We start from the raw sequence: 17,616 nt of genomic DNA, 5'->3' as shown, positions 1-17,616 counted from the left end.
AATGCATTATAGCATTACATATGCATTACATTCATTTCTGGAAAACGCCTCGCAAAAATGAGGACGACACGCAGGAATATGCCGTGGTGAAGATAGATATTGCGGTGATTTTATGAAGGGAGAAGAAAGCGTTGGGCGGTAACGTTTCACCGCCCAATAAGGAATTAACGATACTTCTTGTGATAGGCGTTGCGGGTCGTTTTCAGTTGCTCTGCGGCAGCCTGTGCTTCTTTGACTTTACCTTCGTTTGCCAGCTTCAGCGCGTCGTCAATCTGACCGACCAGAATGTCAAAACCGTGGCGGAAGTCTTTCATTTCCGGGCTGTCTGGTGATTTACCTTCCAGCTTCGGCGGCGTCGCTTTTTGCGCATCCAGCGCCGCAGCGCGCATTTTGGTTAACGCATCTTTGATTTGTGCCGCGTTATCCGCCTTTTCGACCACTTTTAAATTGTCATTGAGGGTTTCCATATTGTCTTCCAGCTCAGCGGCAAACGACACCGAACTGAATACCAACGAGGAGACTGCAAGAATAGCTAACAGGCTTTTACGCATTGCTCACTTCCTTTTTTATTATGAAGATTCGGCGCGGCAGGTCGCGCCAGTTTTTTTACTGCCCGGCGATTTTCATCTCCGGCAACAGTACAGAACCACACTGTATATTGCTGCGTGTTTCAATATCGTTACCGACGGTGACAATATTGCGCCACATATCTTTTAAATTACCTGCGATAGTGATTTCACTAACCGGATATTGAATTTCGCCATTCTCGACCCAGAAGCCCGCTGCACCACGGGAATAATCACCGGTAATTGCACTCACGCCCTGGCCCATCAGTTCCGTCACTACCAGGCCGGTGCCCATTTCTTTGAGCATCTGCTCAAAGCTGAGTCCTTGCCCGGCAATACGCCAGTTGTGAATACCACCTGCGTGTCCGGTGCTTTTCAGCCCCAGTTTACGCGCGGAATAGCTGGTCAGCAGCCACTGGGTCAGGATGCCATCTTTAATAATATCGCGACGCTCGGTGCGCACCCCTTCGCTGTCGAATGGCGTAGAGGCCAGCCCTTTCAGCAGATGCGGATGTTCTTCAATGGTCAGCCAGTCCGGCAGAATTTGTTTGCCCAGCGAGTCGAGCAGGAAGGTGGATTTACGGTAGACCGCGCCACCGGCAATTGCGCCAACTAAATGACCAAACAATCCGGTTGCGACTTCATTGGCAAAAATCACCGGCGCTTTCATGGTGGAGAGTTTACGCGGTGACAGGCGCGATAAAGTGCGGCGAGCGCAGTCTGCCCCAACCCACTCTGGCGTTTGCAGATCGCTCATCGCGCGGCCAATGGTGTAGGCGTAATCACGTTCCATATCGCCATTTTCTTCGGCAATCACGCAACTGGAGAGTGAATGACGCGTTGAGCAGTATCCCTGCAACATGCCGTGGCTGTTGCCAAATACTTTGACGCCGTAGTGGCTGTTAAAGCTGCCGCCTTCGGTATTGGTGATACGTTTGTCCGCCTGCAATGCCGCCTGTTCAGCACGAGCCGCCAGTTCAATAGCTTCATCCGGGGAAACTTCTGCAGGATGGAATAAATCGAGATCCGGCGCATCAAAGGCCAGCAGTTCTTTATCTGCCACACCTGCGTAAGGGTCTGGCGAGGTATAACGAGCAATATCCAGCGCCGCCTGTACGGTGCGGGCAATAGCCTGCGGGCTTAAATCGGTGGATGATGCGCTACCTTTGCGGTTCTGGTGATAAACGGTGATCCCCAGCGCGCCATCGCTATTGAATTCGACATTCTCCACTTCACCATAGCGCGTGCTTACGCTAATGCCGGTGGTCTTGCTGACGGCAACTTCCGCACCGTCCGATTTGCCTGAGGCCAACTCCAGCGCAGTCGAAACTGCTTCTTCCAGAATCTTGCGCTGCGCTTCAACTTGAGAGATTACTTTCATTGCAAGTGCCATAATGTAGAGAGTTTCTCTGAAGTCTAACAGAGAACCGTTTTTCAGTGCGCATCTTAACTGGTAACATTAGCCTCTTTTTTTAAGGAGCCTGACATGACTAAGCAGCCCGAAGACTGGCTCGACGACGTTCCCGGTGATGATATCGAAGACGAAGACGATGAAATTATCTGGGTCAGTAAAAGTGAAATTAAACGCGATGCCGAGGAGTTAAAACGCCTGGGCGCGGAAATTGTTGATCTGGGGAAAAACGCGCTGGATAAGATCCCGTTAGATGCGGATCTGCGTGCGGCTATCGAGTTAGCCCAGCGTATTAAGATGGAAGGTCGCCGCCGCCAGTTGCAGCTCATCGGTAAGATGCTGCGCCAGCGCGACGTAGAGCCTATCCGTCAGGCGCTGGATAAGCTGAAAAACCGCCACAACCAGCAGGTGGTGCTGTTCCATAAACTGGAAAACCTGCGCGATCGTTTGATCGATCACGGTGATGATGCCATCGCTGACGTATTGAACTTGTGGCCTGATGCCGATCGCCAGCAACTGCGTACTCTGATCCGCAACGCGAAGAAAGAGAAAGAAGGGAATAAGCCGCCGAAATCCGCACGACAGATTTTCCAGTATCTGCGCGAGCTGGCAGAGAACGAAGGGTAAGTTGTGTTGTTGATGTGAGTATGGTTTGCCGGATGCGGCGTAAACGCTTTATCCGGCAATGCTACTCCAGGCTGAAGCTTCAGAATTACTGCGCAGCTTCCGCCTTCTTCGCCAGACCATCCAGCAGTTTCTGATGAATACCACCAAAACCGCCGTTGCTCATCACCAGAATATGGTCGCCAGGCTGGGCGGTTTTCACCACCATATCTGCCAACGCATCGACATCACCACTCCAGTGCGCAGGCTGAATACAGGCTTCTGCCACTTCAGCTACCTGCCACGGAATATGCGCCGGTTGCAGCAGAAAGACTTCATCGGCACGGCCTAACGACGGTGCCAGATCGTCTTTGCAGACGCCCATCTTCATGGTGTTTGAGCGCGGTTCCAGCACGGCAATAATACGCGCCGTACCACCGACTTTACCGCGCAGCGCCGCCAGCGTTGCCAGAATCGCCGTCGGGTGATGGGCAAAATCGTCATACACCGTCACGCCATTCGCTTCACCGCGCAACTCCAGACGACGACGCGCGTTGATAAACGACCCCAGCGCATTAGCAGCATCTGCCGGCGCAACACCAACATGACGAGCCGCAGCAATCGCCATCAGGCCGTTGTGCATGTTATGTTCGCCAACCAGTGACCATTTCACTTCGCCCACTTTTTCGCCGTCCAGCAATACTTCCCATTCGGAAGCATCGGTGGTCAGCTTTTTCGCCTGCCAGCGTCCCTGCTCGCCTACCTGTTCCTGATCACTCCAGCAACCCATCGCCATGGTCTGTTTCAGGTTAATGTCGTTTTCCGGCCAGATAATACGACCCTGCCCAGGAACAATACGCACCAGATGGTGGAATTGTTTCTGGATCGCTTTCAGGTCATCAAAGATATCGGCGTGATCGAACTCAAGATTGTTGAGGATCAGCGTGCGCGGGCAGTAATGGACAAATTTGGAGCGTTTGTCGAAGAAGGCGCAGTCATACTCGTCCGCTTCGATAACAAAGAAGTCGCTTTCGCCCAGACGCGCCGAAACATCAAAGTTTCCAGGCACACCGCCAATAACAAAACCCGGTTTATAGCCACACTGTTCCAGAATCCAGGTCGCCATTCCCGCCGTGGTGGTTTTGCCGTGTGTACCGGCAACGGCCAGCACCCAGCGGTCGCGCAGCACAAAATCGTGCAGCCACTGCGGCCCCGACATATACGGAATGTTTTTTTCCAGTACCGCTTCCACACACGGATTTCCACGGGTCATGGCATTACCAATAATCACCAGATCCGGCTGCGGATCGAGTTGGCTGGCATCGTAACCCTGAATCAGTTCAATGCCTTGCTTCTCAAGTAAGGTGCTCATCGGCGGATACACATTAGCGTCCGAACCCGTTACTTCATGGCCCAACTGGCGCGCCAGAATCGCCAGACCACCCATAAACGTGCCACAAATTCCTAAAATATGAATGCGCATACGTCATTATCCTTTTTTAATCTACCGCTCATTTTACGCATATGTCGGGCAAGTGAGAAACGCATTTCAGGATAATCCGTAATTTGCTGGCGCGATTCACCTGAGCGCAACATTCAGATTATTTGTTAAGATTGTTGCGGTCGCTTTACTCCATAAACATTGCAGGGAAAGTTTTATGAAAACGTTAGGTGAATTTATTGTCGAAAAGCAGCACGAGTTTTCTCATGCTACCGGTGAGCTCACTGCTTTGCTGTCGGCAATAAAACTGGGCGCCAAGATTATCCATCGCGATATCAACAAAGCAGGACTGGTTGATATCCTGGGTGCCAGCGGTGCTGAGAACGTGCAGGGCGAGGTTCAACAGAAACTCGACCTGTTCGCTAATGAAAAACTGAAAGCCGCATTGAAAGCGCGCGATATCGTTGCGGGCATTGCATCTGAAGAAGAAGATGAGATTGTCGTCTTTGAAGGCTGTGAACACGCAAAATACGTTGTGCTGATGGACCCACTGGATGGCTCGTCCAACATCGATGTTAACGTCTCTGTCGGTACGATTTTCTCCATCTACCGCCGCGTTACACCTGTCGGTACGCCGGTAACGGAAGAAGATTTCCTCCAGCCTGGCAACAAACAGGTTGCCGCAGGTTACGTGGTATACGGCTCCTCTACCATGCTGGTTTACACCACAGGATGCGGTGTTCACGCCTTTACCTATGATCCTTCACTCGGCGTTTTCTGCCTGTGCCAGGAACGGATGCGCTTCCCGGAGAAAGGCTCAACCTACTCCATCAACGAAGGAAACTACATTAAGTTCCCTAATGGGGTGAAGAAGTACATTAAATTCTGCCAGGAAGAAGATAAATCCACCAACCGCCCGTATACCTCGCGTTATATCGGTTCACTGGTTGCGGATTTCCACCGTAACCTGCTGAAAGGTGGAATTTATCTCTACCCAAGCACCGCCAGCCACCCAGACGGTAAGCTGCGTTTGCTGTATGAGTGCAACCCGATGGCATTCCTGGCGGAACAAGCAGGCGGTAAAGCGAGCGATGGCAAAGAGCGTATTCTGGATATCATCCCGGAAACCCTGCACCAGCGCCGTTCGTTCTTCGTCGGCAATAACCATATGGTTGAAGATGTCGAACGCTTTATCCGTGAGTTCCCGGACGCGTAATGGTCTAAAAACGCCGGATTGTTCCGGCGTTTTTGCGTTCTAATTAACAAAAGTTAATTTGACTCGTTTAGAGACTCGGAAATAGGGGACCCAGATAGCCAGATGAATGATATTTTTCAGCACACCCCATGCGTCTAAAAAATCAATTGTGGCATGAAGAAATTGTACTGCTCCCCAGATATCAGCAACATTCAATGCGAAGAGCGCCAGAAGAAGGGCAATATAGTAGTGCGGAAGTTGGCGTTTCTTATTAAAAAACAAAAAGGTAGTATAACTTACCAACAGAAATATCGTGGCAAATCCAGCCACTTCCAGATAAAGCAGAGTTCTGAGCGGTTCTTCCTGACTACTCTGAGCAAGCCCCCATGTTCGTACAAAAGAATAAATGCTCGAAATAATCACCAGCACTAAAGAAATAGCAGGTAAATACAGCCAACCGCCAATCCCCGTAAGTTTTTTATCATCACAGCTTCTACAATAATCATCAGGTGGTAAAACATCCACACCACAACTTTTGCATGTTGTACTTAAACCCTCACCTTCCTTTGCCCACATAAAAATATCCTTATATATCAGTGAATTTACTCTTTTATTGTATTTTCCGGACTCACTCTTATTACTGGCGAACTCTGACGATTCTCCCACAGCACCGTTAACCCACGCTGTAAGGCAATAAAAATAAACAACAAAATTCCGATGGCGATTTTCGTCCACCATGAACTCAGCGTACCGTCAAAGTTTATGTAAGTCTGAATGAGTCCCTGAATCGCCACGCCAAACAGCGTTCCTAATACTGTCCCAACGCCGCCGCTTAAAAGTGTACCGCCAATCACCACGGAGGCGATAGCGTCCAGTTCCACACCAACGCCTGCCAGCGCGTATCCGGCCTGGGTGTAAATAGAGAAGACAATCCCCGCCAGTGTCGCCAGTCCGGTGGAAAGCATATAAATGCGAATCGTGGTGCTGCGGGTGGAAATCCCCATCAGATTCGCTGATGTAGCGTTGCCACCAATGGCATACACCTGATTACCAAAGCGGGTGCGATGTGCGAGAAAAATACCGATAACCACGACCGCCAGCATCAGCAGCCCCATCGCGCTTAAGCGACCGCCGCCGGGAATTTTCCACGCAAGGCCAGAGAGTGTGTCATAAATGGGATGGTTAATCGGGATCGATTCTTCCGAAACGAGGTAGCTGACGCCACGCAAAAAAAACATTCCCGCCAGGGTAATGATGAATGCCGGGATCTTCAGCGCGTCGATCAAAAGCCCCATAAATGCGCCGAATGCACAGCCCATCGCCAGTACCAGTGGGAAGGCCAAGAGTGGTGAAATCCCAAAGTCGCCAATCACCTTTGCCAGAAACACGCCGGTAAAAGCGATCACCGAACCGACGGAGAGATCGATACCGCCAGAGAGGATCACAAAGGTCATACCGACGGCGATGATCCCCAAAAAGGCGTTATCGGTCAGGATATTGCAGATCACTCGCGTAGAAGCAAAACCGGGAAACTGCGTCAGGCAGTAGAGATAGCCCAACACAAAAACGCCGATGGTGATCATCAGTGGCAAATTACGTTTTATCATGACTACGTACTCCTTTAATCAGACTGATAAAGCGTTGCGACTGAACAATCAGCACGCAAAGCACCACCACCGCTTTCACCACCTGGTTCATCTCTGGCGGAAAGCCCGAAAGTAAAATCCCGGTGTTCATTCCCTGAATGATCAGCGCCCCCACTACCGAAAGCAGCAGGTTAAAACGCCCGCCCATCAGCGATCCACCGCCGATCACAACCGCGAGAATGGCGTCCAGTTCCAGCCATAATCCGGCGTTATTGGCGTCCGCACCGCGAATATCCGCAGCCACGATAATGCCCGCTATTGCCGCACACAGCCCACTCAACACGTAGGTGAGCATGACGATAATCCGAGTGTTCACTCCGGCATTTTTCGCTGCCCGAATGTTGATACCAACGGCTTCAATAAACATCCCCAGCGCCGTTTTGCGAGTCAACAGCCAGAACAGGAGAAGCGTCAGCACGGCGATAATGACTGGCGTTGGCAGGAACAGCAGCGATCCACTGCCGAACCACGAGAGATCTGGTGAGTTGAAAGTGACGATCTGCCCGGAGGTGATCAGTTGCGCCACGCCGCGCCCGGCAACCATCAGGATCAGAGTGGCGACAAACGGTTGAATTTTGAGGATCGCCACCAGAATGCCATTCCACAATCCTGCCAGAATGCCGGTGCCCAGGGCGCTTAACAAAACAATCGGCAGGCTGAATCCCGCTACCGTCATCGCGGCAGTTGTGGCTCCGGCGATAGCCATCACCGCGCCTACGGAGAGATCAATCCCACCAGTGGCGATCACCAGCGTCATGCCAATCGCCAGTAACGCAACGGGAGCCGCACGGTTAAGAATGTCGATGGGGCTACCGAACAAACGCCCATCCTGAAGCACCACCTGCCAGAAATGTGGGGCGACCAGACTATCGACCAGCAGCACCAGCAATAGCGCCGCCAGTTGCGGCATTCCCGTCGGCCAGCGAAAACGCCTTTTCGACGACGCGGTGTCAGGGAGAGATTGAGGCATCACACTGTTCTCCTTACGCCGCAATGGCGTTCATGATCGCCGGAACGGAGAGTTCTGCCAGCGGGATTTCCGCCACCTGTTTGCGATCGCGCATGATGATCACCCGATCGGCATAGCCCACCAGCTCTTCCAGTTCGGAAGAAATTACTAATAAAGCCAGACCGTCGGCGCAAAGTGTTTCAATCAGGCGGATGATCTCGGCGTGGGCGCCCACGTCAATACCGCGCGTTGGCTCGTCGAGGATCAGAAATTGCGGACGAGTCAGCAGCCAGCGTGAGAGCAACACTTTTTGCTGATTGCCACCAGAGAGGAACTCTATTGGCTGTTCGGAGGAAGGGGTGCGAATGCCTAACTGGCGGATAAAACGTTCGGCAATCTCTTGCTGTTCTTTGCGAGAGATCGGTCGTAGCCAGCCGCGCTGGGCTTGTAAGGCAAGGATGATATTTTCGCGCACCGAGGCGGCGGCGATGATGCCATCGGTTTTTCTGTCTTCCGGGCAAAAACCAATGCCCAGTACCGAAGCCTGATGTGGCGATCGTAGCGTTTGTGGTTGGCCTTTGATCAGAGCAGTGCCGCTGTCGGCGGGTTTGATTCCGAAGATAACTTCAGCGGTTTCGGTACGACCCGATCCCAGCAAGCCTGCCAGTCCGACGATCTCGCCCGGGCGCACTTCGAGATCAAACGGCGCGATCGTTCCTTTCTTGCCGTAATTTTTAAACGCAGCAACGGGTTTGTCGCTAAGTAATGTCCGTCCGGCACGTTGTAGCGCGTGGGTATCGAGTTCGCGCCCAAGCATCATTTTGACCAGTTCGATCTGCGGTAGCTCGCGGGTTTCCCGACAGCCAACGAAGCTGCCGTTGCGTAAGACAGTGATCCGATCGCTGACCTGATAAACCTGATCGAGAAAGTGCGTAACGAAGATCAAGCTGACGCCGCGATCGCGCAACTGGCGCATCAGGCCAAACAGCAACTCTACTTCCTGAGTATCGAGACTGGCGGTGGGTTCATCGAGGATCAGCACTTTGGCGGAGAGATCGATGGCCCGGCAAATGGCGACGATTTGCTGCATCGCCACCGAAAAGCGGTTGAGTGGTTCCCGCACGTCGAGGGAGAAGCCATACGATGCCATCAGTTCGGTAGCGCGCTTTTCCATCTCTTTACGGCGTAGCAGGCCGAAACGTTTAGGTTCGCGGCCGATAAAAAGGTTGTCGGCTACCGACATGTTGGGTAACAGGTTGACTTCCTGATAGACGGTGCCGATGCCTAGCTGTTGTGCGTGGGCGGTGTTTTTTGGTGAGATAGTCTGACCGTCCAACCAGATAGTACCGCGATCGGCGTGGTAGACACCGGTAAGTGCTTTGATCAGCGTCGATTTACCGGCTCCGTTTTCACCGAGCAGCGCCATAATTTCACCGCGCCGTAGACTGAAGTCGACGTTGTCTAACGCTTTGACTCCGGGGAAAAATTTACTTAATCCTTCGGTACGGAGGATTTCCTGGTGTTGGTCGGTCGTCATGGTTTCTCCCTTAGCCACGCTCTAAAAGTCTGGGAATAGATCGTGCCTGATGTTAAGAGCTGCGCCGTTTGTCCCCCTCACCCTAACCCTCTCCCCGAAGGGGCGAGGGGACAGATTGTGCACGATGTTAAGTCCGGTGCTGTACAACCGCCGGATGCGGCATAAACGCCTTATCCGGCGGCCCACAAGTCGGCATCAGGTATTGATGCCCCTCAATACCCCATGTTTTTCTTCTTCTCTAACTCTTCTTTTGCGGTATCAGGCAGGTAAAGGGTGGACTTGGTCAGCGTCAGCTTTTCAGGCATAGTGCCGTCTTTTTTGTATTTCTCCAGCGCGTCGAAGGCCGGGCCGGCCATGTTTGGCGTCAGTTCAACGCTGGCATTCGCTTCGCCATCAATCATTGCTTTGTAGATGTCCGGCACGCCGTCAATGGAACCCGTGAGGATATCTTTGCCTGGCTTCAGACCCGCTTCTTTAATTGCCTGAATTGCGCCAATCACCATGTCGTCGTTATGGGCGTAAACCATGCAGATGTTTTTGCCGTTGTTTTCCGCTTTGATAAAGCTCTCCATAACTTCTTTGCCTTTACTGCGGGTGAAATCACCGGACTGCGAGCGGATGATTTTGATATTTGGCGCATTCTTAATGGCTTCGGCAAAGCCTTTTTTACGGTCGATGGCAACACTTGCCCCAACGGTGCCCTGCAACTCCACCACGTTGCATGGTTTGCCATTCACTTCTTTTACCAGCCAGTCACCAATCAGCTTACCTTCAAGAATGTTGTCAGCGGTGACAGTGGTCATATAGAGAGATTTGTCTTTCACATCAATGGAACGGTCGAGCAAAAAGACCGGAATTTCGGCATCTTTCGCCTCTTTTAATACCGGCTCCCAACCCGTCGCCACCACTGGAGCGATAAAGATCGCATCTACCCCTTGTGCAACAAAGGAACGTACCGCTTTAATCTGGTTTTCCTGCTTTTGCTGACCATCGGCAATTTTTAGCGTGATACCACGTTTTTCGGCCTCACTTTTCGCCACGTTGGTTTCTGCGGCGCGCCAGCCGGATTCTGATCCGACCTGCGAAAATCCTACGGTTAATGGAGCGGCCAACGCCATAGACGACATGGCTGCCGAGACTGCAGAGACTACAAGTAAGCGTTTCCACATAGGGTTGTCCTCGTCGGGATAGTTATTATTGGTGAAAAGATGTTCGCGAAAAAACTATAGACAATTCGTTATGTAACGGATTGCGTTACATCACACTTCAAAAAAGTAAATAAAACGTTAATCACAAGTTTGTAATCGCTTTCATATCACTATGAAAAATGCGGCTACGGTTATGGATTTTCCTGCTCCACGAGCCGTCTTAAAACTGGCGAAAAAGGAATATGAGGACGAAAACAAGCGAAGACATTCGGCGCGAGTTGGCTATAATACTCGGCACTTGTTTGCCACATATTTTAAAGGAAACAGACATGAGCTTACTCAACGTCCCTGCGGGTAAAGATCTGCCGGAAGACATCTACGTTGTTATTGAGATCCCGGCTAACGCAGATCCGATCAAATACGAAATCGACAAAGAGAGCGGCGCACTGTTCGTTGACCGCTTCATGTCCACCGCGATGTTCTATCCGTGCAACTACGGTTACATCAACCACACCCTGTCTCTGGACGGTGACCCGGTTGACGTACTGGTTCCGACTCCGTACCCGCTGCAGCCGGGTTCTGTGATCCGTTGCCGTCCGGTTGGCGTTCTGAAAATGACCGACGAAGCCGGTGAAGATGCGAAACTGGTTGCTGTTCCGCACAGCAAGCTGAGCAAAGAATACGATCACATCAAAGACGTTAACGATCTGCCGGAACTGCTGAAGGCTCAGATCGCTCACTTCTTCGAGCACTACAAAGACCTCGAAAAAGGCAAGTGGGTTAAAGTTGACGGCTGGGATAACGCCGAAGCCGCTAAAGCTGAAATCGTTGCTTCCTTCGAGCGCGCAAAGAATAAATAAGTTCTTCTAGCGCAATAACCCTGAACGCCGGGCTTCGGTTAGTAAGGGTTTTTTTATGCCCGCAATATATAAACTATCTATTCCACTATCATTATTCTCAGCAGTTGAAAGGCTTGAACGGTAAGAACAAGCTAAACTCGACCACCATTTTGCTGTTCATAGCCACTTGCTGGAAGTTAGCCGACCTCACTCATACTCACCGTTCAAAGCGTGCCCCGGTTTTACCCCTGCGCATTTGTAAACGCCAGCAGAGTTTTTCATGCGTTAACAGATATGGAAAGCGGCTCGGAGAGAAAAGCAAAAGGTGGGGGAATTACAAAAAAGAATGCGAGATACCTCGAAAAAACAACGCCACCCGAAGGTGGCGTGTTTATATTATGACTTATCCCTGTCTAACCAGTCGCCGCTTTCAATCAGCGTTAATCCATCGACGGGTCGTTGATAAACGTACATCCATGCACTCCCGTACGGCGTCTGAATCAACTGGCGCGCGTATTCACCGCCCCTGGTGCGCAAGGCATCAAGTTCGGCCAGCGTGGCGTTGTCAATACGATAAACTTCACCGTGTACCGTTCCGTTTCCCGGAACTGCGCCTGGATAGTGGCCCAGGCTATACAACTGGTAGTTATCGATACTGAAATCGCCCAGCAACTGGGCATTGGTCATCCAGTGGCTGTTGCCTTGTTTGTGACGTAAACTGCCGTAGACAAATATTCGCATCGCTAAAACTCGAACTGATAGAGCAAATCCAGTGCCTGATCTACACCAGACACGGCTTCCAGATATAGCTTTGGCATCAGGCGATAACGTAACGTGAGTGTTGCTATAGAGTCAAATATCCCCACGCCGTATTTCACTTGTAGACCTGGTAATACATAGCCGCTGACCACCACCTGGGAGGAGTCGCCTACTCCCTCGGTGTCGAGAGCTAAATTACTTACGCCAAATGTCTCGCCGATTTTACCCACAATCTGACCACTTTGTGCAACCCCCAGACCAATCAGCATCGAGGTCATCGCCGCACTGTCGCTCTGATCGCTCTCCAGCCCTTGTCCACGCAACAAGTAAGACAACGCAGCCTGTTGCGACATCGCCGGGTCAGAGAAAATCTCCGCTTTCGGTTCATCCGCCAGTCCAGTGACGCGAACACCGGCGATTACGTCATCTTCTGTGGCATCCGGGTTACGAATTGCTTCGATATTAAGATACGGTTGATCCGGTGGACCAGAGAACAGCAACTCGCCTTTGCGAACGATCAGATCCTGACCATAGGCATGGAAGCGCCCTTCCGGTATGTTGATCTGTCCGTTCAGCCCCAGCCCCTGTTTATCCTGCACGACATTGAGATCGCCCGTCAGCCGCGCTTTCAGACCAAAGGCATCAATGCGCACGTTGTTGCCGACGTGGACAATCAGGTTGCTGTTAATCGGAATCGACGCAGTTTTCGCCTCCTCCGGTTGCAGATTATCGTTGAGCATCACGACATCGCTGGAGACGCCCACCGCACTTTCTGGCAAATCATGCACCACAATGCGCGCCCACGGTACGTCAACGCGACCATCAAGGGTAAACAGGCTTGGTGTGGCTTCGAATACGACATCTGGCGACACATCCATGCGCACCATCGGCGGTACGGTGATCCGCACCTTACTGCCTTTTGCCGTTACCCGCGCGCGCCAGTTTTCAATCTGACTCCAGTCTGCATCCCCGTTCAGGTAAATGTCACCCTGCTGGGTTCGCACAGTGCCCGCAAGCGTCGAGCGCATACCGTTAAAGTTGACCGCAAGCTGGCTCGGCTGCATATCAAACGGCATAAAGTTGCCATCAATATCCACACCCGTAACCTGGAGCTGACCAAAAAGCTGCGGGCTTTGTACATCACCGCCCAGACGTAAATTAGCACTCACCATCCCCGCCGCTTTTTCGCCACGCGTAAAGATGGGGTTTACCATCGCGAGGTTAAAGTTGCGGATGTTGACGTTGCCACCGAGATTGCGGCGGCCTTGTGGATCGGTCACCTGCACCTGACCATCGAACTGACCATTATTAGTCAGGCGGATGGTCCAGCCCAGTTCGGCGCGGTTGTTACGCAACTCCGCCGTCAGATTCAGCGTCTGAAACGCCACCGGCAGCGCCGCATCGTTGACGGTTTGCGTCACCTGCACGTTACGCCCCGAAAGGGTGATGCTGCCCTGCGGCAACCCTTCTTTGGTGGTGTCCCAGGCTACGTCTGCTTTACCTGTAAAGATACCGCTTGCCTGAGTCGTTTCCGGCATAAACGGTTTCAGCATGGCCAGGTCGAAACGGTTGAGATTCACCACCGCACGCCCTTCAGCCCCGGCATCAATGGTTTGCGGCACGCACAGTTCCGCGTTCGGGTTAAGCCAGCAGTGCGGCCCGATGCTGATTTTTTGCTCCTGATTGCGGTAATCCAGAGCTATATCGCGGGTCAGCGCCCACGGCCCAACTGGCGTCTGGAAGCGGGTATTACTCAGCGTTCCCTTCCAGCGTTCTTCTTTACGATCAAAGCTACCCGCCAGATTGAGCTGTCCGGAAACCGGCTCACCCTGAATCCGCAGTTGTAGCTCGTGCTGCTTTTCGCTGCCTTTCGCATTCAGGGTAACGAGGTTGATATTCACATCCGGCTGCGAAATTTGCTCAACGCGCACGTCGAGTTTACCCGCAATCTGATCGGTGGATTTTATATCGCCTTCCACGCGAACCTGCGCCACGGAGAGTTCCTGCCAGCGCAGGCTGCGCGCGGTGATATCCGCCAGCAACTGCGGTGCTTCCACCGTGCCTCGAACCTTCACCAACCCTTTCGCTGTACCGCCCAGCCCTGGCAGCGCGTTATCCAGACCTGGCGCGTTGATCGTGGCATCAAGATTGAGATCTTTTACTCCCAGTTCGCCTTTCACTTCGGCACTGTTTGATCCCAGTTCCAGATGCAGACCTGGGATCATCCACTGCATATAACTGTTGCCTTTCAGCGTACCTTCAACGTTCACTTTGTTCTGTTTAACGTTACCGGTCAGCTTCAGCTCCGGCACGTCCATCTGCCAGGTGCCGCCGTACAGGCTGCCGCGCGTTTTGATCAAACCATTGAGTTTCGACGGCCAGTCCGGGAACTCTTTCACGGTGTTAATGCCGTTAAGCGTTAACTCACCACGCCAGCTAATTGCCTGCTGCCAGTCGAGCAACGCTTTCAACTCAGTTTTCCCTTCCAGCGCCGCGACGGTAAGTTTGTCGAGATTCACCTGCTGTTCATTACCTTTCGCGTCGAGGGTAATGGTGGCTGGCGGGATCTCCTGTCCCTTCACTGCCGTGCGCATAGAGAGCGTGTAATCGGTCATTTTGCCAGTGAGTTTCAGTTTCAGATCGTCCGCCTGATACTGCTTCTCGCCGGTAAACGGCCAGTAAAGCTGTTTGCTGTTCACTTCGACGTTAAGCGGCAGTCCAGCCTCCGCCAGCCGCGTCTGGGCACGCAGATCCATATCCACCTGACCAGAAAGGTTAACGCCAATCTCCAGTTGTTCGCGCAGCGCACCGCCTACTTTCAGCTTCACTTTTTCACCCTTCAACGGCTCCACGTTCAGTGTGCTGTTGAGGGTGATATCCACCGGCCAGTTACCGGACAGTTGCGCCGTACCGCTGGCGTTAACGATCCCTTGGTTGGAATCAATATCCAGCGCGTCCAGTTTGGTATTGCCGTCGATACTGCTCACTTTCAGCAGCATGGTGCGCACGGTAATGTCCGTATCGCCCGTCACGCGCAATTGCTCGCCCTTAAACTCTTCAATGTTCAGATTGAGCGGCAAATGCACGTCGGTCATTTCCGGCAATACCGGGCGAGAAAAGAGATCTTTGAGCGTTTCGCCGAGCGGTTTTTCATCCGGCTGCGGATTTTCAATCTTCGGTTCGACCACTTCTTCCTGCGCCACTTCCGCCACTTTCGGCAGGGAAATTAGCAGGCCTTTCAGCGATGTCGGTTTCAGGGTCAGGGTTTTCTCCTGCCAGTTCAGACCGGAGGTGAAGTCCATCACCGACACCGTAGTATCATCAATTTTGATATTGACGTTATCCAGCGCCACCCGCGTCAGGGTAATGGGATACGGCGTGGAGAGATCCAGCGGGCCGCTGTCTTCCTCTTCTTCAACCTGCTCTGAAGGGGGCATTTTTTTGCTGTCGATGTTGACCTGAATATCCTTCAGCGCCAAATCGTTAATGCAAACACTGCTGTCCCACAGGCACTCCAGCCCGAGTGCCAGATGCAGATTGCCTGCTTTTACCGCTACGCCTGGCTGCTCATAACGAACATCAGACAAGGTGAGATCGCGCCAACCGCCGGTGACTTTGCCAATATCCAGCCCTGGCACCCAGCGATCTGCCGCTTTAAATACCAGATGCAAACCACTGGTGGTGCCCACCAGAAATGCCACCGACCCCAGCAATAATAAGAGGACGACAACCACGCCGAGGCTGATTTTTTTCCATAAACTCATAATTCTGGCCCCAGACCGATGTAAAACTGTAAACCATGCTCGTCTTTGTCAGCGACCGGAACGGCGAAATCGAGCTTGATCGGCCCGACTGGTGATTCCCAGCGCACACCAACCCCGGTGCCGGTTTTAAAGTCACTGCGGCGAATATCGCTTACCGCTTCGCCGCTATCAACAAACACCGCCCCCCACCATTTTCCGGTCACGTTGTACTGGTACTCCAGCGATCCGGTTATCAGTTTTGATGCCCCTTTCAGGTCACCATTGGCGTATTTCGGGGCGATAGATTTGTATTTATAGCCACGAATGCTACGATCGCCACCGGCAAAGAAACGCAGATCAGGCGGCACTTTGTCGAAGTCACCCGTTTCAATCCAGCCCAGCGTGCCGCGCGTGACAAAACGATGGCGATCGTAGAGTGTGCGTATCCAGACGTTTTGCGCCTGAAACACTGAGAAATCGACGTCCGAGCCCCAGGCCGTGTTTGAGTAGTCGATTGAGTAGCGTTGCGAGTCGCCCCAGGTCGGCATCAGGCCGCCGCGTGAACGCGTGCGGCTAATCATCACACCCGGATAAAACAGCATCGTAGTGTTGGTAATTTCACCTTGGGTAAAGTGGTCAAGACTCCAGCGTAAGTTAATGGCGCGCTGCCAGCCGCTGGAGAGATCCCAATAACGGGAAGCCACCAGAGTTGTAGAATCGGATTCAGTATCGTTTAGATCGGTGCGCTTAAAACCGCCCTGTACCAGATAATATTGTTCCAGCGGGTTCTTAAGCAGCGGCATTTTATAGCTAAAATCGAGGGTCTGTTCCGGTGCAGAAATACTTGTGCTGGTGGTCAGGCTGTGACCGTAAGAGTTCATCCACGGCTTTTTCCACGTGGCTTTGACACGTGGACCAACGTCCGTTGAGTACCCGACCCCGGTTTCAATCGTATTTTCCGTGCGCGGCGAAACGACGCCGGTAAGTGGCAATACTTTTGTTTCTCGCGCTTTATCAAACTGCGGTGCAACCACCACCGAGTTAAACCAACCAGTGGCGGAGAGACGGCGGTTCAGCTCTGCCAGGTCTTTTGACTCGTATTCATCACCTTCTTTAAACGGAACAAGGTTTTGCAGATACTCATCGCGGATCTGTGAGCCTTCGAAGGTCACATGCCCAAAGCGGTAGCGTTCGCCACTGTTGTAGTCAATATCCCAGTAGGCTTTATGCAAGCCAAGTGCAATACCCAACTGGGCTTTGGTAAATTCACTATCGAAATAGCCTTTGCGCAACGCGATGCTGGTTAAGGACTTTTTGAAATTTTCGTAGTCGCCCTGATTCAGCACCGTGCCTATAGCCGGGCGAGTATCGAGCAACTTCAGATAGTCTTTATCAGTCCGTGCACCACCGCGCAGCACAACATCGGTGCCGCCAATCAAAACGGGCACGCCGGGCGTGACTTTGGCGATCAAAACCTGTCGCCCTTTCTTTGGCGGTGGGCGAAGATCAAATTCAATGGTCGGCTGGTAATAGCCCAGCGCCTTCAGGCCTTCGCGGATGGCATCATCGACACGCGCGCGAAATCGCCGGTCTGGCGTCACTTCATCACTTTCAATCGTAGAAAGCTGTGCACGAACATTTTTTTCCAGCTGCCCTGATAACCCTTCGACCTGTAGACGGACGTTCGCGGCGATAGCAGAACCACCAAAACAGAGTAAGCTTACACAACATAACTGTCGGATATAGCGCACATTTTCTCCTGAATATCCTTTGTTCCTG

Annotated in this window: 14 protein-coding genes; 3 read left to right on the top strand and 11 right to left on the bottom strand. The window is 52.3% G+C overall.

Annotated features, from left to right (window positions below):
* Positions 1-164: 164 nt before the first annotated feature.
* Both cybC and pmbA read right to left on the bottom strand, forming a co-directional pair.
* Complete coding sequence (cybC, locus tag C3D30_RS01275) at positions 165-551, bottom strand: cytochrome b562 (RefSeq protein WP_021551485.1); 387 nt, start codon at positions 549-551, stop codon at positions 165-167.
* A 55-nt stretch (positions 552-606) separates the two neighbouring features.
* Entirely contained in the window at positions 607-1,959 is a 1,353-nt protein-coding gene (pmbA, locus tag C3D30_RS01270; protein WP_001162191.1) for a metalloprotease PmbA, read from the bottom strand.
* Positions 1,960-2,052: 93 nt separating this feature from the next.
* On the opposite strand from pmbA, the gene yjgA reads away from it, so the two are divergent.
* Positions 2,053-2,604 (top strand): ribosome biogenesis factor YjgA, encoded by a 552-nt coding sequence (yjgA, locus tag C3D30_RS01265; protein ID WP_000166265.1) that lies wholly within the window; start codon positions 2,053-2,055, stop codon positions 2,602-2,604.
* Positions 2,605-2,689: 85 nt separating this feature from the next.
* Here yjgA and mpl read toward each other — a convergent pair whose 3' ends face one another.
* Positions 2,690-4,063 carry a UDP-N-acetylmuramate:L-alanyl-gamma-D-glutamyl-meso-diaminopimelate ligase gene (gene mpl, locus C3D30_RS01260; protein ID WP_001219776.1) on the bottom strand — a complete coding sequence of 458 codons (1,374 nt, stop codon included), beginning with the start codon at positions 4,061-4,063 and terminating at the stop codon, positions 2,690-2,692.
* A gap of 175 nt (positions 4,064-4,238) precedes the next feature.
* Here mpl and fbp point away from each other — a divergent pair, with 175 nt between their 5' ends.
* On the top strand, positions 4,239-5,237 hold the full coding sequence (gene fbp, locus C3D30_RS01255) for a class 1 fructose-bisphosphatase (RefSeq protein ID WP_000853756.1): 999 nt from the start codon (positions 4,239-4,241) through the stop codon (positions 5,235-5,237).
* Positions 5,238-5,276: 39 nt separating this feature from the next.
* On the opposite strand, the gene C3D30_RS01250 is transcribed toward fbp, so the two are convergent.
* The 5 genes from C3D30_RS01250 to ytfQ all read right to left on the bottom strand — a co-directional run bounded on the left by C3D30_RS01250 (position 5,277) and on the right by ytfQ (position 10,517).
* On the bottom strand, positions 5,277-5,792 hold the full coding sequence (locus tag C3D30_RS01250) for a DUF2569 domain-containing protein (protein ID WP_000263318.1): 516 nt from the start codon (positions 5,790-5,792) through the stop codon (positions 5,277-5,279).
* Positions 5,793-5,818: 26 nt separating this feature from the next.
* Positions 5,819-6,823 carry a galactofuranose ABC transporter, permease protein YjfF gene (yjfF, locus tag C3D30_RS01245; RefSeq protein WP_000596003.1) on the bottom strand — a complete coding sequence of 335 codons (1,005 nt, stop codon included), beginning with the start codon at positions 6,821-6,823 and terminating at the stop codon, positions 5,819-5,821.
* Positions 6,810-7,832 carry a galactofuranose ABC transporter, ATP-binding protein YtfT gene (gene ytfT, locus C3D30_RS01240; protein WP_010349751.1) on the bottom strand — a complete coding sequence of 341 codons (1,023 nt, stop codon included), beginning with the start codon at positions 7,830-7,832 and terminating at the stop codon, positions 6,810-6,812. Before ytfT ends, yjfF begins: the two co-directional genes overlap by 14 nt.
* 13 nt (positions 7,833-7,845) lie before the next feature.
* The gene (gene ytfR, locus C3D30_RS01235; RefSeq protein WP_000205783.1) at positions 7,846-9,348 is read right to left on the bottom strand and encodes a galactofuranose ABC transporter, ATP-binding protein YtfR; all 1,503 of its coding nucleotides are present in this window, start codon (positions 9,346-9,348) and stop codon (positions 7,846-7,848) included.
* 212 nt (positions 9,349-9,560) lie between these two features.
* The gene (gene ytfQ, locus C3D30_RS01230; protein ID WP_000265933.1) at positions 9,561-10,517 is read right to left on the bottom strand and encodes a galactofuranose ABC transporter substrate-binding protein YtfQ; all 957 of its coding nucleotides are present in this window, start codon (positions 10,515-10,517) and stop codon (positions 9,561-9,563) included.
* Between the two features lie 308 nt (positions 10,518-10,825).
* On the opposite strand from ytfQ, the gene ppa reads away from it, so the two are divergent.
* Positions 10,826-11,356 carry an inorganic diphosphatase gene (gene ppa / locus C3D30_RS01220; RefSeq protein ID WP_000055074.1) on the top strand — a complete coding sequence of 177 codons (531 nt, stop codon included), beginning with the start codon at positions 10,826-10,828 and terminating at the stop codon, positions 11,354-11,356.
* Between the two features lie 375 nt (positions 11,357-11,731).
* Here the strand turns inward: ppa and C3D30_RS01215 are convergent, their stop codons facing one another.
* The 3 genes from C3D30_RS01215 to tamA are packed head-to-tail and all read right to left on the bottom strand — an operon-like array spanning position 11,732 to position 17,588.
* Positions 11,732-12,076 (bottom strand): gamma-glutamylcyclotransferase family protein, encoded by a 345-nt coding sequence (locus C3D30_RS01215; protein WP_001219162.1) that lies wholly within the window; start codon positions 12,074-12,076, stop codon positions 11,732-11,734.
* 2 nt (positions 12,077-12,078) lie between these two features.
* On the bottom strand, positions 12,079-15,858 hold the full coding sequence (gene tamB / locus C3D30_RS01210) for an autotransporter assembly complex protein TamB (protein WP_105286356.1): 3,780 nt from the start codon (positions 15,856-15,858) through the stop codon (positions 12,079-12,081).
* Positions 15,855-17,588, bottom strand: a complete 1,734-nt coding sequence (gene tamA, locus C3D30_RS01205; RefSeq protein ID WP_001269289.1) for an autotransporter assembly complex protein TamA — start codon at positions 17,586-17,588, stop codon at positions 15,855-15,857. Before tamA ends, tamB begins: the two co-directional genes overlap by 4 nt.
* Positions 17,589-17,616: the final 28 nt, after the last annotated feature.

Origin of the sequence: Escherichia sp. MOD1-EC5433 (assembly GCF_002966005.1) — a bacterium.
GTDB lineage: Bacteria > Pseudomonadota > Gammaproteobacteria > Enterobacterales > Enterobacteriaceae > Escherichia > Escherichia ruysiae.
Note: the sequence above shows the minus strand (reverse complement) of the source record. Positions and strands in the feature narration are given on the sequence as shown.

What these genes read in the sequence shown, in the direction of transcription:
- cybC (WP_021551485.1), bottom strand. Translation starts at nt 551, where the DNA reads ATGCGTAAAAGCCTGTTAGCTATTCTTGCAGTCTCCTCGTTGGTATTC.
- pmbA (WP_001162191.1), bottom strand. Translation starts at nt 1,959, where the DNA reads ATGGCACTTGCAATGAAAGTAATCTCTCAAGTTGAAGCGCAGCGCAAG.
- yjgA (WP_000166265.1), top strand. Translation starts at nt 2,053, where the DNA reads ATGACTAAGCAGCCCGAAGACTGGCTCGACGACGTTCCCGGTGATGAT.
- mpl (WP_001219776.1), bottom strand. Translation starts at nt 4,063, where the DNA reads ATGCGCATTCATATTTTAGGAATTTGTGGCACGTTTATGGGTGGTCTG.
- fbp (WP_000853756.1), top strand. Translation starts at nt 4,239, where the DNA reads ATGAAAACGTTAGGTGAATTTATTGTCGAAAAGCAGCACGAGTTTTCT.
- C3D30_RS01250 (WP_000263318.1), bottom strand. Translation starts at nt 5,792, where the DNA reads ATGTGGGCAAAGGAAGGTGAGGGTTTAAGTACAACATGCAAAAGTTGT.
- yjfF (WP_000596003.1), bottom strand. Translation starts at nt 6,823, where the DNA reads ATGATAAAACGTAATTTGCCACTGATGATCACCATCGGCGTTTTTGTG.
- ytfT (WP_010349751.1), bottom strand. Translation starts at nt 7,832, where the DNA reads ATGCCTCAATCTCTCCCTGACACCGCGTCGTCGAAAAGGCGTTTTCGC.
- ytfR (WP_000205783.1), bottom strand. Translation starts at nt 9,348, where the DNA reads ATGACGACCGACCAACACCAGGAAATCCTCCGTACCGAAGGATTAAGT.
- ytfQ (WP_000265933.1), bottom strand. Translation starts at nt 10,517, where the DNA reads ATGTGGAAACGCTTACTTGTAGTCTCTGCAGTCTCGGCAGCCATGTCG.
- ppa (WP_000055074.1), top strand. Translation starts at nt 10,826, where the DNA reads ATGAGCTTACTCAACGTCCCTGCGGGTAAAGATCTGCCGGAAGACATC.
- C3D30_RS01215 (WP_001219162.1), bottom strand. Translation starts at nt 12,076, where the DNA reads ATGCGAATATTTGTCTACGGCAGTTTACGTCACAAACAAGGCAACAGC.
- tamB (WP_105286356.1), bottom strand. Translation starts at nt 15,858, where the DNA reads ATGAGTTTATGGAAAAAAATCAGCCTCGGCGTGGTTGTCGTCCTCTTA.